Origin of the sequence: Corynebacterium variabile, from assembly GCF_006539825.1 — a bacterium.
GTDB lineage: Bacteria > Actinomycetota > Actinomycetes > Mycobacteriales > Mycobacteriaceae > Corynebacterium > Corynebacterium variabile.
Genome location: NZ_BJNT01000021.1, coordinates 23,308 through 40,184 on the forward strand (window position 1 = coordinate 23,308; position 16,877 = coordinate 40,184).

13 protein-coding genes and 1 tRNA gene are annotated in these 16,877 nt (G+C 62.9%); 12 read left to right on the plus strand and 2 right to left on the minus strand.

Going from position 1 to position 16,877, the window contains the following annotated elements:
• Positions 1-58: 58 nt before the first annotated feature.
• Together CVA01_RS12300 and CVA01_RS12310 are read left to right on the plus strand one after the other, a co-directional pair.
• The gene (locus tag CVA01_RS12300) at positions 59-1,663 is read left to right on the plus strand and encodes an ABC transporter substrate-binding protein (protein WP_244938297.1); all 1,605 of its coding nucleotides are present in this window, start codon (positions 59-61) and stop codon (positions 1,661-1,663) included.
• Positions 1,664-1,825: 162 nt separating this feature from the next.
• Positions 1,826-3,829, plus strand: coding sequence for an arylsulfatase (locus CVA01_RS12310; RefSeq protein ID WP_141331102.1), 2,004 nt, complete (start codon positions 1,826-1,828; stop codon positions 3,827-3,829).
• A 203-nt stretch (positions 3,830-4,032) separates the two neighbouring features.
• Here the strand turns inward: CVA01_RS12310 and CVA01_RS12315 are convergent, their stop codons facing one another.
• Positions 4,033-5,121 carry a winged helix DNA-binding domain-containing protein gene (locus CVA01_RS12315; RefSeq protein WP_014008562.1) on the minus strand — a complete coding sequence of 363 codons (1,089 nt, stop codon included), beginning with the start codon at positions 5,119-5,121 and terminating at the stop codon, positions 4,033-4,035.
• 164 nt (positions 5,122-5,285) lie between these two features.
• Between CVA01_RS12315 and CVA01_RS12320 the strand changes: the two genes are divergently transcribed.
• The 8 genes from CVA01_RS12320 (at position 5,286) to CVA01_RS12355 (ending at position 10,803) form a co-directional block, all read left to right on the plus strand.
• Entirely contained in the window at positions 5,286-6,263 is a 978-nt protein-coding gene (locus CVA01_RS12320; protein ID WP_141331104.1) for a TauD/TfdA dioxygenase family protein, read from the plus strand.
• A 72-nt stretch (positions 6,264-6,335) separates the two neighbouring features.
• A tRNA-Ala gene (locus CVA01_RS12325) sits at positions 6,336-6,408 on the plus strand.
• A 202-nt stretch (positions 6,409-6,610) separates the two neighbouring features.
• Positions 6,611-7,924: a site-specific integrase gene (locus tag CVA01_RS12330; protein ID WP_141331106.1), complete on the plus strand. Its 1,314-nt coding sequence runs from the start codon at positions 6,611-6,613 to the stop codon at positions 7,922-7,924.
• Positions 7,925-8,349: 425 nt separating this feature from the next.
• Positions 8,350-8,532, plus strand: a complete 183-nt coding sequence (locus CVA01_RS12335; protein WP_244938298.1) for a helix-turn-helix domain-containing protein — start codon at positions 8,350-8,352, stop codon at positions 8,530-8,532.
• A 9-nt stretch (positions 8,533-8,541) separates the two neighbouring features.
• Positions 8,542-8,781: a helix-turn-helix domain-containing protein gene (locus CVA01_RS15605; protein ID WP_141331108.1), complete on the plus strand. Its 240-nt coding sequence runs from the start codon at positions 8,542-8,544 to the stop codon at positions 8,779-8,781.
• Positions 8,782-8,802: 21 nt separating this feature from the next.
• Entirely contained in the window at positions 8,803-9,975 is a 1,173-nt protein-coding gene (locus CVA01_RS12345; RefSeq protein ID WP_141331110.1) for a hypothetical protein, read from the plus strand.
• A 225-nt stretch (positions 9,976-10,200) separates the two neighbouring features.
• Positions 10,201-10,443 carry a hypothetical protein gene (locus tag CVA01_RS12350; protein ID WP_141331112.1) on the plus strand — a complete coding sequence of 81 codons (243 nt, stop codon included), beginning with the start codon at positions 10,201-10,203 and terminating at the stop codon, positions 10,441-10,443.
• Positions 10,444-10,452: 9 nt separating this feature from the next.
• Positions 10,453-10,803 (plus strand): hypothetical protein, encoded by a 351-nt coding sequence (locus tag CVA01_RS12355; protein ID WP_141331114.1) that lies wholly within the window; start codon positions 10,453-10,455, stop codon positions 10,801-10,803.
• A 3,749-nt stretch (positions 10,804-14,552) separates the two neighbouring features.
• On the opposite strand, the gene CVA01_RS15500 is transcribed toward CVA01_RS12355, so the two are convergent.
• Positions 14,553-14,675 (minus strand): hypothetical protein, encoded by a 123-nt coding sequence (locus CVA01_RS15500; protein ID WP_280528075.1) that lies wholly within the window; start codon positions 14,673-14,675, stop codon positions 14,553-14,555.
• A 528-nt stretch (positions 14,676-15,203) separates the two neighbouring features.
• Here CVA01_RS15500 and CVA01_RS12360 point away from each other — a divergent pair.
• Entirely contained in the window at positions 15,204-15,419 is a 216-nt protein-coding gene (locus tag CVA01_RS12360) for a hypothetical protein (RefSeq protein WP_014008564.1), read from the plus strand.
• A gap of 111 nt (positions 15,420-15,530) precedes the next feature.
• Positions 15,531-16,871, plus strand: a complete 1,341-nt coding sequence (locus CVA01_RS12365) for a hypothetical protein (protein ID WP_141331117.1) — start codon at positions 15,531-15,533, stop codon at positions 16,869-16,871.
• Positions 16,872-16,877 lie beyond the last annotated feature (6 nt).

Genomic DNA, 16,877 nt, shown 5'->3' on the forward strand with positions numbered 1-16,877 from the left:
GAAACCGATCTCCCTGAGCGGAACGGTCGGGCCAAAAACAGACAGCATGGTCTACTCGATGCATGCTGAACAGATACCGCCGACCGGCGCGGGCCACCGCCGTCCTGTCGTCCGTCCTCGCCGCCGCGCTGCTGGCGTCCTGCACCTCTGCGGTGGGGGAGCGCCGGGACGCCGCGGACGGCGCGCCGTCGACGGCGGCACCGTCCGGATCGGTGCCCTGACCGACCTGCGCCCCAAGACCCTCTACGCCGCGGCAACCACCGCCGAACAGTCAGTCTCCGGACTCGTCTTCGATGCGCTGACCAGCTACGGGACCGAGGACAGTACCGCAGCCCTCACCCCGCAGCCCGCGCTCGCCGAATCCTGGGACGTCAGCGGCGACGGACTCACCGTCACCCTCCACCTGCGGCCCGGCGTCCTCTTCCATGACAGCACCCCTTTCACCTCGGACGACGTGAGGGCCAGCCTGACAAACTACGCGGACCCCACCCACTCCGGGCAGCTCGCCCGCACCGCCGCACTGATCAGCGGGGTCGACACCTCCGACCCCGCCACCGCCGTGCTCCACCTGGACCGGAGGGTCAACAACCTCTTCGATCTCTCCGACATCGTTCCGGTCATCGACGACAAGGAGGTCGACGCCTTCAATGCCGGCACCGGGTTCAACGGCACCGGTGCCTTCCGGTTCGGGGAGCGGCACCCCGGTGCCAGTCTCGACCTGCCCGCCAACGAGCAGCACTGGGGCGGGGCGCCGCGCCTGGACGACGCGGAGATCGTCGTCGTCCCCGATGAGCGCACCCTCTACTCACAGCTCCGCTCCGGGCAGCTCGACGTGGTCTCGGACGCCGGTGCCCGTGACGCCGAAGCGCTCGAGGGCAACGACCTGTTCCGGGTGCTCGACCGGACCGGTGTCGACGGCAACATCTACGCCGGACTGAACACCCGCCACCCTGGGCTCACCGATGTGCGGGTCCGGCAGGCCATCGGTAGCGCCATCGACCGGGACCACATCCTCGAGGAGGTCTTCCGCGGTCGGGGACGCGCGACCTCCCTGCCCTGGCCCACCTACTCACGGGCCTACGACGAGGCGGCCAACGAGCACTACACCCGCTACACCGACCGGGCGAGGCAGCTTCTCGCCGAGGCCGGGGAAGCGGAGACCATCCCGGAGATCCCCGTCTCCTACACCGCGGGCAGCGACAGCGAACAGAACATCGCGCAGATCATCGCCGCGAACCTCGACGAAATCCGACTGCGCACCCGGTTGGACCCCCAGGAGAACGCCGTGATGATCGACAGGCTCCGCGGCGGCACCTTCGACGGCCTCTGGGTACTGGGCCACAGTTTCGCGCAGTACACCCCCTCGACACTGTCGGCCAGTGCCTTCCTCTTCAACTCCGAGAAGAACGCCTCCAACTTCCTCGACGACAACTACGCCACCGACGCCACCGACGCCTGGACCGTCGCCTGGACCGTCGCCGACCCGGACGGCCCCGAGGCCTCCACGATCTACCGGCGGCTCAACAAAGACCTGCTGGAGGACGCCTTCATCCTCGAACTCGTCGCCCCGGACTCCCCGCTGGTGACGACCTCCGCCCTGCACGGCGTCACCTGGTCGAAGCGGTCCGAACTCGACCTCGCCCACGCCTACCTCACGGAGTGACCGTGATGACCCGTTTCCTTCTCCGCCGTCTCCCGGCTGCCCTCGGCGTCATCGTCGCCTGCTCGATCGTCGTCTTCGCCCTGCTCCGACTCATCCCCGGTAACCCCGCCGCCTCACTGGCCGGACCAGGTACGACCGCCGACCGGAGCCCCGAACGTCATCGTGGTCCTCCTCGACGACATGGGCTACGCGGACATCGGCCCGTTCGGGTCCGAGATCCCCACCCCGGCGCTGCAACGGCTCGCCGATGAGGGGTTCGCCTTCACGAACTACCACACCACCCCGGTGTGCTCGCCGGCCTCAACCCGCACCGCGCCGGGTTCGCCACGGTCGCGAACTCCGATCACGGCTTCCCCCGGTGTCCGGCTGGAGCTCGGCGAGGACGTCTCCACGCTCGCCGAGGTGCTCCACGGTGCCGGCTACGCGACCGCGGCGGTGGGGAAGTGGCATCTGACCAGGGACTCCCTGATCCACGAGGGAGCCGACAACTCCTCCTGGCCGGTACAGCGGGGCGTCGACCACTACTACGGGTCGCTGGAGGGGCTGAACTCCTCCTTCCACCCGAACCAGATCGTCCGGGACAACACCGTGGTGCAGGTCGAGGAGACCCCGGAGGACTACTACATCACCGACGACTACACCGATGAGGCGCTCCGGTTCATCCAGGGGACGCGGGCATCCGCGCCGCAGGAACAGCGGCCGTTCTACCTCGATTTCGCGCACACCGCCATGCACGGGCCGTTGGGCGCGAAGGACACTGAACTGGCGAAGCACCGGGGCCGGTACTCGGAGGGGTGGGATGCACTGCGGCGTGAACGCCACGCCCGGCAGATCGAACTGGGTATCATCCCGCCGGAGACGCCCTTGCCTGAGGCGGTCGGACGGTTGGGGAAGGAGGTCATCGACTGGGACTCGCTGGACGGGCAGACGAAGGACCTCTACGCGCGGTACCAGGAGGTGTATGCTGCAATGGTCGATTCCGTTGACCAGTCACTCGCACGAATCATCGATCTTCTCGATGAATTGGGGGAGAAGGACAACACCCTCATCGTCTTCACCTCTGACAACGGCGGCTCAGCGGAAGGTGGTCCGGAAGGCACCCGCTCCTACTTCAGTCGCTTCGACCATGTGCCGAGGCTGCCGGAGGACTGGGCCGCGGACGTCGACCGGGACCCCGCGTTCATCGGTGGGCCACGGTCGATGGCGCACTATCCGGAGGGTTGGGGCATGGCGTCCAACACCCCGTTCCGCTTCTACAAGGGACAGACCTTCGCCGGGGGCGTCCGTGTGCCGCTGCTGCTGAGCTGGCCCGCGGGTGGACTGCGCGACCAGTACCAGTACGCCATGGACCTCACCCCGACGATCCTCGACCTGGTGGGCGTTCCCCATCCGTCGACGGTCAACGGGACCCGTCACGGTGTTCCGGTGAAGGACATTGACGGGGTGAGTTTCGCTCCGGTGCCCGGGGACGCGTCCCACCCGTCCACCAGGCCGGAGCAGTACGCCGAATTCGGCGGCAACCGTGGCCTGTACCGCGACGGGTGGAAGATCCTCACGAACCACCGCCCCGGTACGCCCTTCGAGGACGCCGAGTGGGAGCTCTACCACGTCGACGAGGACCCCAACGAGATCCACGACCTCGCCGGAGAGTTCCCTGACCTGGTGCGGGACCTCGCGGCCCGCTGGGAACGGCTGGCCTGGGAGAATACCGTCTTCCCGTTGAACGACCACTCCGATCCGCGGGCGGAACTGCGGCGTCCTGCCGACGGGGTCTACGGGGAGGCGGTGACTCTGCTGCCCGGCACACCGAAACTGGAACGGTGGCGGTCGTCGCGACTCACCCAGCTGCGCAGCTTCGAGGTGGTCATCGACGTGACCGTCGCGGAGGGAATTCCGGTGTCCTCGTCTCCCACGCTGACCAGGGTGGCGGCTACATGGTGTGGGTCGACGCCGGCCGGGTATGGCTCGCGGTCAACGAGTACGGCGAACTGCATGAGACATCCGTGCCGGTGCCGCCGGGGCGGCGGACCGTGCGACTGCACTCTGCGGCGCTCGCTGACTTCCGGACGACGTGGACCCTGGAGGTCGACGGGTCGTCGGCGGAGATCCCGGAGGTGTGGGCGCTACTCGGCATGGCACCGTTCAGCGGTATCGACGTCGGTGTGAACCGGGGTGGGCCGGTGCACTGGGACAACTATGTCGCCCACGGCTCCTGGCGCTACTCGGGCACGCTGCACTCGGTGTGCTATGAGCCGGGGGGGAGCGGGCACCGTACAGTCCAGAGGTCCTCGCCGAGAGCGCGAGGGATGCCGCCGAGGTCTTCGACTGAGACTCGCGACCATCACCGTTTCACGTGAAACAGGAGCCGCTCACGGGTGGGGATAGCTCCGGAACGTACGGATGATGTCCCGCTCGGCAGTGGCGCTCAACGGCCGGAAAGGGGAGAGGCTGAGGTTCCGTGAGACGCCGGTTTTCGGAGCCCGCCAGGTCGCCACGAACTTCCCGCCTCGCACCACCGTCTTGCGGAAGGCGCCGTTGTTGCCGGGGGCGACCTCGTCATGGTGGTTGTCGGCGAGGAAGGCCAGGCGGTCGCGGTAGCCGAGCATCAGCTCATCGAAGGCCGGTAGGAGGAAGGTGCCGTGCGCCGCCGTGGCCGCGGCGGTGATCTCGTCGACCAGCCCGGGGCGTACCCAGGCGTCCTCGCCCAGGGCGGGGGAGAAGGACGCGGCGGGTTCCATTTCGTCCCGGACCAGCGTGAAGGCGTTCCTGATGAGCTTCACCGGGAGTTTGGTCCACCACGCGAAGTCCCGTAACCCGGCTGGCCCGTGACCGTGCAGATACCGCAGCAGCAGTGCGGCGGTGGCGGCCGTGGCGTCTCCGTTGAAGCGTCCCTCCAGGCCCGAACCGGCCGGCAGCCAGGTCTCCGCGGGAACGACGAGCTGGTCGCCGGACCCGGTGACCGGACCGTAGACGGCCGTTCCGTGGAGCAGCATGTCGCGCACCAGAAGATAGAGGAAAGGGCGGGTCTCCGGCAGCCCGTGCGACGCCCACAGGGCGGCGAGATCCGCGCGGCTCAGTCCTCCAGGGTGCTCCAGCAGCAGGTCGTGGGCGGTGGCGATGTCGGTCGGGGTCAGACCGTCCTTCGCGAGGCGGCGTCGGGACTGTGTGCGCTGGGGCGCGGCGCAGAGCTCGGTGACCCACGCGGCGTCCTCCGCGGCCAGGGCGAAGACCGTGGCGCGCATGGGGTAGCCGCGGACGATCGAGCCGTCGGTGAAAGCCTCCTGCACAGTGGCGGCGTCCTGCCCGGTCAGTCGCAGGGCGATCGAGGAGGTGACGCCCGGCAGTTCCTGCCCCTGCATCGGCCCGAGGTCAGTCAGCACCTGTGCCGGGGTATCGCGTGAGGGGGCGGCGAGTCCGAGCGCGGTGAGACGGGCTTCGACGAGGGCGGGGTTGACCATGCGGGCCAGCCTAGTGGGCCGACGGACGGTTACGGTTCACGGTGACGCGAATGCGGGGGTGTGCCGACGAGGGACCGTAGGGTCGGTAACCACACCCGGAACAGACCGAGCGGTCTATTTGTCCGGAATCCTATTCGCCTCCCGCACCACCGAAAGGCACCACCATGACCAGCACGCTCTCCCGCCCGACCGACACCACTGACGCCACTGACACCGCCGGTTCCGCCACGACCCCGACCGTCACCCGCCTGGGCAAGAACATCGGCGCCGTCATCGAGGGGATCGACCTCTCCGGCGACATCACCGACGACGAGGTCGAGTTCATCCGCAGCGCGCTCGCCACCCACAAGGCCGTGGGTTTCCGCGGCCAGTTCCTCGACGACGAGAGTCAGTACGCTTTCGCCTCCCGGATCGGCACACCGACGCTCGCCCATCCCACCGTCCACTCCACCGGACTGGACCGCCTGGTCATCGAGGGCGCCGCGAACTCCTGGCACACCGATGTCTCCTTCGTGGACCGGGTGCCGAAGATCGGCGTCCTGCGGGCCGTGACTCTGCCGCCCTACGGCGGTTCGACGCTGTTCGCCAACACCGTCGCCGCCTACAACGCACTGCCCGAGCCGCTGCGCGTCCTCGCCGACAGTCTGTGGGCGACGCACTCCAACGAGTACGACTACGCCAACAGTCACGACAGTAACAAGGACAAGACCGAATACCGCCGCGAGTTCACCCGGGTGCCCTTCGAGACCGAGCACCCGGTGGTCCATCTGCACCCGGAGACGGGCGAGCGGTCCCTGCTGCTCGGCCACTTCGTCCAGGGTTTCCTCGGTCTGAAGACCCGTGAGTTCCACGACCTGTTCGACATCTTCCAGGACCGCATCACCCGCCCGGACAACGTCTTCAGCTGGGACTGGCAGGAGGGGGATGTGGTGCTGTGGGACAACCACGCCACCCAGCACTACGGCGTCAACGACTTCGGCGACCACACCCGCAACCTGCACCGGGTGACGCTGGCCGGTTCGGTGCCGACCGCCGTCGACGGTTCCCGGTCGCGCATCCTCACCGGCGACGCCTCGGAGTACTCCGTCACCGACGATGTCCGACCGCTGGTGGGCTACGTCGGGGACGCCGCCGAGATCTGACTATGAGTTCCGCCGACCGGGGTGTATGCTCTCTCGGTGTTGTCTTCGGAGTACTCCGGAGATGACCGTGACGGGGCTATAGCTCAGTTGGTAGAGCGTTGCGTTCGCAATGCAAAGGTCTGGGGTTCGATTCCCCATAGCTCCACTATCATGGAATCCGTTGGTCATTCAGACCAGCGGGTTTCTTGCTTTGTGCAGGTCATGGGCATGATCGTACTACGCCGGTGCACGGCAGGGGGCCGCAATGAGCGGCACTGTTGCCCAACAGTTGCCCAACACACCCAACACGTACCCAACGAGTGCCCAACAGTTTGGGTGGCCGTTGGGTGGGAGCGGAGAGCGGACACATGGCACGGAATGATCGTCGGGATTGGGGAGAGGTTCAGCGACGGAAGACGGCGAAGGGGTGGCGTTACTACCCGCGCTACCGGCTTCCGGGTACTGACCGGAGATTCACGCCGGGGGTTGCGTTTGAGACGCGGGGTGCTGCGGACGGTTGGCTGAAGGCTGAGCGGGAACGGTGGGAGGACGCTGTAGCAACCGGGACCATTGCACAGTGGTTGCCGCCACGGGAGTTCCGGGCCGCTGCGGTGGTAGAGCGTGAGCGGGCCGCTGTGACGGTTGCGGACATGATCGGTAGGTGGATTGCGTACAAGGCCGCTACGTCATGGGAGGAGTCCACTAGGCAGACTGTGGAACGTCAGTTGACGCTGCGGGTGCTGGACGTTGACGGGGACGCTGGCAGGTTCGCCACGCTGCCGCTGGTGGACGTGAAGCGTCGGGACGCTAACGAGTGGTGGTCTGCGGTGTGGGCACAGTTCCCGGATACGGCGGCGACGAATAATGCGGCGAAGAAGCATGTGACTGCTGCGTTCCGTTGGGCGGCGCGTGAGGAGTTGATTCCGGCTAGTCCTGTTGATCTTGAGTCGCGCCGGGCGAAGGTTGGGCAGGGCGCTACCCGGTCGGACCTGCCGACGATTGCGGATATTCGGATGATCCTTGCAGCAACACCGGAGCGGTACAGGTTCCCTACGGCTCTGGCACTGGTTCACGGTCTGAGGACTCAGGAGGTGTTGGGGCTACGCAGGTGGCAGGTGAAGTGTTCTGTGGACGCTGACGGGGCTGTGTCGTGGGTGGTGGACCTGTCTGACCGGGAGCGTGTTCGGGCTGCTGTGCGGCTCATGGTGGATGGGAAACAACAGATGGTGGATAAGGGGCTGAAGACGGAGGATTCCTACCGGGTGGTGCCGGTGTTCCCGGAGTTCAACGAGATGTGCGAGCGTCACATGCGCCTGTATGCCGCGCCGGGCGCTGACGGTGTGGTGGTGGTGACGCGCAACGGGACGCGGCTGCTGGATACGGGGTGGAACACAACCCTGTCTCGTGCGGCTGGTCGTGCTGCTGACGCTCTGGCGGAGGGGTTGCCGGAGGGTGAGGCTGCTGTGGTGCGTAAGCGGGTCACGGACGTGCGGAAGCATGATGGACGCCGCTTTGTCGCTACGGAGTTGCTTGAGGCTGGCATGACGCCGGTGGCGGCTGGTGCGTTCATTGGTGACCGGAATGCTGCGGTGATTCAGGAGCACTACCTACGGCAGACTGCGGAGCGGACGGCTGAGGGTTTGGCGCGGGTGGCGGAGCGGTTGCGGGGGTCGGGGGAGTAGTCGCGCCGGGTGTGGGGGTAGAGAGTGCAAAAGTGTGACATTTTACCTTTGTACCCGCTTAATGTACCCCTCGTTTTGCTGACCGTGCCTGACGTGCGGTTTTTCGGGAGGTTGAATAGTGTCCACCTGATACCATTAGGGGGCAGGGTGATTCAATTAGTGTGATCTTTTACGGATATTGGGGAGATAGGTACCCGTAAATCCGCTCACACCCTGTGACCTGCTGACTTGACTTGTGTCAAGAAGTATGAGTGTGGTACCATTGGGGGGAAGGCTAGTTCAAATGGACAGTCTCACCCCGTAATCGCCACCGCGAAAACGGAACAGTAAGACCCGCTTGGGGGCGGAGCCTTACCCATTCTCACCTGTGCCTACGCCGAATCCGGCTAGGTCATTTTGTCATACCCAAACGAAGGGAACTATCCATGTCCGAACCACATTACATCTCCGTCAAGAAGGCTCAGGAGGTCCTCGGTGTCTCCCGTCAGACCGTCATGCGCCGACTAGAAGACGGCACTTTCACCCGGTACGCCGTAGGTGGACTGCTACGGCTCGACCTCAACGAAATCCACGACGTTATGCGTGCAAGCGCGAACACCACCGACTAGGAGCGCCCATTGACTGACCTTGATTCACTGTCCGGCATTGATCTGGCCGGACGACACGTACTCAACCAGAAAGAGGCTGCACAATTCCTCGGTGTCTCCGTTGACACTATCCGCCGCCGCACCAATGACGGCACGCTGGACTGCTACCGGCTAGGGCCGTGCGGTAAAGAGCGCCTGTACCGTGTCTCTGACCTATTGGCCGCACTGGTCCTCATTCCGACCGCTGGCACAATCGCTGCCGGTCGATAACCACAACCGAAAGGGAACTACATGAACACCATTCCGAACACCCCACTACAAGCGAATCTGAGCGTCGCTGACGACCATCGTAGGGCTTATGCCAGGCCGACCGAGTTCACCCGTCCTACGGGCTATGAGAGCCGTCTAGAGGCCATTGCTGAGGCGTGGAACGTCGCACCGGAAGACCTACTGCACCCCGGCTATGTCGCGGCCCGTGCCGAGGTCGAGAAGATCGGCGGGGAGATTGCCGAATACGCCCCGGTCGCTTTGCCCGACGCTGCTGTCCTGCGAGAGAAGAATGACGCCGGTCGGCGGAAGATTATCAACGATACCCGCGCCGAGAATGAATACCGGGCACAGGTGAGGGCTGAACTACAGGGAATTCAGAAGGCCGCTGTGGAGACGCTAGAGGTGAACAAGGCCCCGGAACTTACGTTCGATCACGTCTTGTCGGTCCTGCCGGTCGCTGAGACGGTGGCGAAGGTTCGGGCAATGGCCGCGTATCTCGGTGCCTATTGCAATCACGACGTTCTGCCACTCACCCTAAAGACCGGTAACGATCTGCGGGACGCTATGGCCGCTAACGAGGTAATTCCTGAGTTCCGCGCCGGGCTGGTTCGTCTACTCATGCTTGATCTGCTGTTGCCGAATCCTGCGGAGGGCTACGCGCTATTCAGTGACCCGGGGATTAAGGGGATGCTGACGTACCGCCACAACGTTTCCAATTCTGGTCAGGCTATCGGCACCGTCTGTGACTGGTCGGACGCTGATCTTTCGGCACACAAGGTCGCGGAAGACTGGCGGGAAGCGTTTATCGGCGGCTTTACCGACGACATTACCGGTCGCCGTTTGAGCGATGATAATCAGTTCAGTGCGATTGGGTCTGGTGATAAGGCTGTAACGCCTTTGGCACGTGGCCTGATTGGTGACTTCGTGCTCGACGTGGCGCCTACTTGGGAGGTGTTGCAGGACCGACTACGGCGTTTCTCTGAGGCTAATCGGAAGGCTGAGGATTGGGAGGGCCGTTTCAGTGCTGACGTTTTCGAGGATTCCGAATCTCATGTCTTGAATCGCCAGACTGGTCAGTACGAGAAGGTGATCAGTCGCCGTAATCTTCGTGACAATTCCGTTGAGCGAATCACCGTTGGCTCGACTGTCCCGGAGCCGGATATGGTGCCGTTTGTTCAGCCGGTTCGGGATTAGGCTGGGTGACTGACTGTGACTTACTTTGAGGAATTAATGGCCGATATTGCCGCCAGGTTCGAAATGCTGGACCAGCGGTGCGCTGAGGTGGATGCAGCCATGTCTGACCTGCGGAAAGACCTCCTAAGCCCATTTGCGGGCCTAAACACCCCGTAGCCCTACAAATACCCGCTCAAGCCGTTAGAGAGCGTCTGAGCGGGCCTACAATCAACGAGAGAGAGTGAAATGACTGAATACGACGACAATACTACCGAGGACGTTTACCGGGGAGCGCAGAAGCGGGAAACGTTGGGGTCAATCCCGTGCGGGTTCCGTGACAATGGCGCACGCCGGGAATATGCTGACCTTGACTTGTTCCGGGTGACCGACGAGGTGCGCGACACCGCATACAACTACCTTTGCATCGGCAACACCGAGATTCGTTTGAACGATAAGCAGACCGCAACGCTGCTGACCATTCTGAAATAGGAGAAGCGAATGAATAAAGCGAGTGACGACTGGGTTCGCTGGGGCCTTAGTGTTTGGCGGAAGGCCGTTCGTGAGCATAACGGAATTAGCGCGGAAATGAAGTTGAGCATCCTCGATCTAGAATATCGAATGAAAGATTGTCGAGTTCGACTGTCTGCGCTCGAAGAGGAAGAAAAGGCTGCCGGTAACTGTTTGGTCAGCGCGGCGATTACCGCGTGTGAGCACGGGCTAATGGACCCCAGAAAGGCCCACGGCGACACGATTTTCTGGGCAGTTATGCCGCTCGCCGTTCCGCTCTGGGCGGCAGTAGTAGAGGATTACTGCAAGGCAAAACGGGAACAAAAAGGAGACGAGGAATGAGACATATCAGTTTTAAGGCGATGGACGATACCCGGACTCATTGCGTGCGTGGTCACCTGCTGACTTACTGGAATTGTGCGAAGGCTGACCTTTCGGGCGGATGGTTGGCTTGCAGGTCGTGCGATTCGGCGCGGGCGGATATTCGACGTGATCGGCTGCGTGGTGTTGATTCGGCTGCACTGTTGCAGAAGAAGGCGGATGAGCATTACAAGCGGCTTGCAGACCTGGCACAGGATGAGTTGAGAGCGGAATTGAGGAGGGCTAATGCGGCCTGAGTTTTCGGTTGAGAGATACCGTACGAAGGATGGAGTGTTGCTGTGGCGAATCGCTAATGGCAGGTACAACATGCTTTTGGACGATGAGAATATGAACACTTTGTTGGATAACGTCGAGAGGACGAAGAATCATGAGCGAGCAGAATCAAGATAGGGGCACTACGGTTGAGGGGGCGTACTACTTGGCGGCGATAAAGTTCGATCAGTTGCAGTCTAAGAATATGGACCTACCGGCGTGGTTGCGGGTCGCGCACTATGCGAGGGCTAATCAGGGTGTGCGGTCGTGTGAATCGCGGCAGTCACGGGCGGAACTGTGTCGAACTACGGGGGCGAAGAATCCCGCGAGGGCTGTAACTGAGGCCGTTAAGTACGGTTATCTCCGTGAGGGATCGTCGGCAGAGTGCTTGAAATTGGCTGCTGTTTTCGTTGATCGGAAGCGGAGCGCGAGGGGTTACTAGCTTGATTTTCGTCACTTTTGACGATTTTACGTTTCCGCAGGTCAGGGTGGGTGCTATACGAATATCGTATAGGGTGCTATACGAATATCGTATAGCGGCAATACGAATATCGTATAGCGAAATGGGGCTTGACCTGCTGATCGTTATTCCAGCTCTAGATTCTGTTCACCATTCCACCGAGACACCCTCACGCTGCGCCCTCTCACCCCTCACCTTGACCACCCACCGCTTGCGGTCGTCGCCACTCACCACCCTTTTCATGCTGGCCCATGATTTCATCAACGAAAGGACACACGATTGAACACACACAGATTGCCGGTAGTTCCGGCGCCGGGGGACGAGGGTAAGACAGGGGAACGCTGGACGACGTTCACGGTTGGGGCACACGATCACCGTTCTATCAGGTTCAGGTTCCCGCATCGGGTGGCCGTGATTGGCCGGGACGAAGTGCAGGCCTTGGCTGACTATTTGAACGATTGGTTGTTGGACACGGAGTAGGACCGGCCCCAACCCCCTCTAAAACTCACTGTAAGGCCCCTCTGACGGCTTTACAGGGCATGACCGTACATCGACCCACCCTAGGGAGATTCAACCGCTTAAAACCCTACAGATTGGATAACAGCAAAATGGACCTTTTAAGACACCCAAACATGAATGACGGATTTGAGTCCGACACATGGGCCGACGATCTGACCTTCACCGAGACGTTCGACAGGCCGGAACACGTCTCGTGGGCGAACCGGACCAGGCCGCAGACACCACCGAAAGACCCGTGGAACGGCCCGATTGACGAGTTCATTGATTACCTGACCGGAACCACGACGGCACCCGGTGTCTCGTCAATGCCGAGGGCGAACGGCGGAGAACAGTGGGTGTAGAGCACTTCGTCAACGAGACGGAGCATCTGACCCGCCTACGGGCACAACTGTTGACCGGTCAGGCACCGACGCCGCTGCAACTGCTCACAGCGTGGACCCGTAGCGGCCACCCTGAACTACTCATGCCACAAGAGCGGTGGATAGACCTGTTCAACAACGCTCACATGCCCACACCAGACCAGCCCGTGAACGTGTACCGAGGCGCACACGTGGATGAGTGGACCTATCAGCACTACGGCATGTCCTGGACTACCAGCCGTCAGGCCGCTGTGATCTTTGCCCGGCAACGGCACGAGGTTCGCACCGTCTTGACCGCTACAGCGCCTGTGGGTGCCATTCTTGTGGACTGTGAAGCGGTTTACGCACGCGCACGGGCACAGGGCCTACGACTGTCCACAGCGGAGCCGGAGGTCATCGTGGACCCGCTACTCATCACCGACGTGCGGCAGGTGCCGGAGCGCTCACGGACAGACAGACTAGGAATTGAATCAATAATTAATCGAAGGAGAATACTTTGAATACAAAAGCACTAGCCCGGGCGACCGGCTACACCGAAGAGGACCTGAACAGCCCCCACTTTATCGCTGGTAGCGGCTACCGAAGCGTACCGGGCTTCCCGCACATTCACATCCTTGCGGACGGCACGGAGGTCTGGAATGCGGAAACGAAGAAGGCCTACAAGATCGGGCTAGACCGCACCGGGTACCCGGTGGTCTGGTTCGGCAGACGACATTGGCGAGTACAACGGCTTGTCTTGGCTGCTTGGCACCCCGGTTGCCTTGACGACGGCTCAATGGCATTGCATAAGGTTCCGAAGCGGAATTATGTAGCCGTTTGGAATCTCCGGCCGGGATCGGCGGCAGAGAACAGCGCAGACATGGTGCGCCACGGGAACCACCACGGATCACGGAAGACGCTATGCGTCAACGGCCACCCTTTGATCGGTGAAAACCTCGTGAAGGCATATCTGTCCCGTGGTTGGCGCGTGTGCAGAGCGTGCAACAGTGCCCGGGCGAAGGTCAGCAACGCTAAGCGCCGTGGTGTTGATCTGACCGACCAGTTCCAGAGGTTCGCTGACGAGTACGCAGATCGTTTCCTCGCTGACACGTTTCTGCCTCTTCCCCTAACGCCTGTCGATGTGCTACAGCGCCGTGTTGACGCTGCTACGGGCGTGGAGTGGTGTGACTAATAGGCTGGTCAGGGGGTGTTTTCGGTGCAGGTCAGGATTATATTCGGATTTCCGAATCAAGTGGTGGCCGTGCCCGCAATGCTTCCCGACGCCGGGAACGTATGCGTGACCAGCAATGTTGAGGTCAACCTCGCAATGGTTCGCGGCATGTTCCGGGAAATCGGATCGTAGTCCCTGACCAGCGCATTTGAGGTCAACCTCGAAAAGGCACCTCCCAGAACCGGGAACTGTCCATGACCAGCGGAGATGATTACGCGGAGATTTCCGCGAAACGTCCCTGACCAGCGGAAAAAGGTTCACGATACTCCCCAGATTTTTCCGGGTGAGCAGTCTTGACCTATGCCAAAAGTTCAATACCTGGGATGAAACACCGTTGAATAGTGTGAAACCCGTACACGGAGAGGCTGATACCGTGTGACACCGTGTGCGTCGTGCGGCTTTCAATCATGTACGCTACCTTCGGCTCTATGACACCGGACTGGGGATCATTGCTGGTCTGGGGTCCCCCCCGGGGTGCTGTGCGGGGTTAGGTTTGCCTTACGAGACTACTGTTGTGGTGGGGGTTAGTTCGCCGGTCGGGGTGGGGTGGTTGTCGGTGGTGTCACCGAGAAGGTCTGGCCGGGGTGGTTGTCGGTGTCCTGTGCGTGCCGGGAGGGGATTGTGACGGCTACCCATAACAAGTCCTCGGGCGGTGTGGGGAGATCACCTGTGGGAATATTCTGGGAAAATCCAGAAAAGTCCTGACCTGCTATCCGTGCCTGTTCCCGGTCCTGCCGTCCTCGGTGACCCTTTTCACCATTGGTGGTGAATGCCCCGCTAGCGTCCCCTGTTTGTCCCCTGTACGGCGTTCTGCGGCCCTTGTAGGCTGTAGCCCCACCTGGACGTAGAAGTAGCCCCCACAAGGCCTGTAATGGGCCTGTGGGGGCTTTGTCGTGCCTGTGGTGGGTCTCTACCGTCCGGTGTTGTGCTCGTCGTCGGTGTAGAGGCGTCGTGCTTCGTCCATCGTCTCCGCGAGTGCGGTTGTGGTTCGGGCGACGTTGGCCGCGTTAGTGTCGTGGGTGTCCACGTCCATGCTCTCCGGGGTGGATGATGGTCGGCGTTGCGGTGGTGTTGTTAATGGCTAAGGGTTACCTTTCTTGGTGGTATACCCAATCAGTGCCCAACAAGACTGTCTCATTGGTGGTTGGGTAGGGCTGTGACCAGTGGCGATAGTGTGTTAGTGGTGGATTCCCCATAGCTCCACCGCACGTCAAGGGCACTTTCCGGGAAACCGGGGAGTGCCCTTTGTCATATTCCGCATCATCGCTCAGCGGGACCCTCCGGTCGGCTGCGGTGCATCCACAACCGGGCGATGGACCGGAAGAAGCGACCGATCCTGCCGGGCTCGCGGCGTTGGGAGGCTGAGCGGAACGGAGTGTTCGCGGAAGGGTCGGTCTTCTCGGGGGCCGAGGTATCTGCGATCCAGTACTGGCTCATACCTCCCCACCCAGGCACACACGCGCTCAGCGGACCCCTCAATTCGGGGGCAGCGCGAGGCGGCGTTCATGCCTAGGGTAGGGAACTCACCAACCCACGACATCACCGGAAGGGAATGAGCACGATGACCGATCAGGACAAGAAGACCGGTAAGCATCACGCCGAGGACGCCCCTGCGCCCGAGGACACCAAGAAGGATCCGAAGCACACCGCGGAAGACAAGGACAGCAAGGACACGGACTCCGGGCTTCCGCAGCAGGGACCCGGAACGATCGAGGAGACGATCGACGAGTGGGGCGAGGAGACCTTCCCCGCCAGTGACCCGCCCGCGAACTACTGACCTGCGAATGCGGGGCGACCTCGGTGCTGGGCCGATGTGAGATCAAGTACATTAGGCCAGGCTCACCGATACGACAGGAGAAAGTCGACGTGATGTGGGTACGCTACCCGCATGACGTTGAAGATGAGCCGCGTGTCGCGCGGCGCCGCCACCATGATCCTGGCCGCCGCCACCGCTGGCTCCGCGCTCGTTGTCGCACCCGCTGCGGCAGCGCAGGACTCCCCTGCCCCCACTGACGACACCACCTGCAAGGACGCCGGCACCATCTCCGTGCTCGCCGCCTTCGACCAGATGACCGCCGAGACCAAGGCCGGCATCCCGGCCCAGTTCGCGTCGATGTTCGACACCAACGTGAACAACCTGCGCGCCTCCCTGGTCAGCACGAATGTCGCCTATGTCGACGTCTCCCGCGACGCTTCCGAGATCAACGCCGAGGCCGAGGACAACGAGGACCCGTACGCGAACTTCGCGGTCGCCCGCCTCGACAAGATCCGCAACGGTGAGGCGGACGCCGTCGTCGCCTTCCAGGATCTCACCCTCTCCGAGGTCGTCGAGACCCTGGTGCTCGGCATGTACACCTTCACCGTGCCGCTGGACGTCGTCGCGGCGGGCATGCCGAGCATCGGCCCGACCCCGCTCACCCCGATCGCCCAGGGCGTTCCGCTGGTGGGCTCGATGCTCACCAGCTACACCACCATCGGCTTCTTCGCGAAGCTCCCCTTCCAGTACGGTTCCCGCGGTATCAAGCAGCTCGCCGTCGCCTGGCAGAACAATCTCACCGCCCGGTGCTGGGACGGGGAGGCGGCCCCCTCCGACGAGGAGCGGCTGTCCGACGGTGGCGCCCGCCCGGTCGTCCCGGTGCAGCCGCAGGAGCGCGCCAATGCGGAGTACATGACCCTGGATGACGGCGAGACCTGCGTCCCGGCCTCCGCCGAGACCCTCGGTGCGGCCCTGGACCGTGTCGCCGAGAGCATGCGTGGCCAGGTCCCGGCTGACAAACAGGGTGCCTTCGACGCCGAGCTCGCCCGCCTGCAGAACAACGCCCGCACCGCGCGGATCACGAACAACTTCATCATGAAGGAGCCGGAGGACCTCAACCCCGTCCTCGCCTACATCGATGACCCGATGATCACTTTCGCCTGGGGTGCGGTCCAGGGGGCCGTCGACGGCACCGCGTCCGGCACCACCGCCGTCGCCGACCTCACCGTCGGCAACGGTGTGGACTACACCTACGTCGCGGACTCCCTCGTCGGCATGATCGTCTCGAAGATCTGGGGAACTGTGGTGCCGGGTGTGGAACTGCCGGTGGGTACCGGAACCATGGAGTTCTCGGTGGTCCCGAACTTCCCGGCCGTCGCGTCCTACTTCTCCGGCCAGGCCCTGGACACCTACAACAACGTCCTCGACACCATGTGCCTCGTCCATCCGGAGGACGCGGAGACCGGCGAGTAGCCGTGC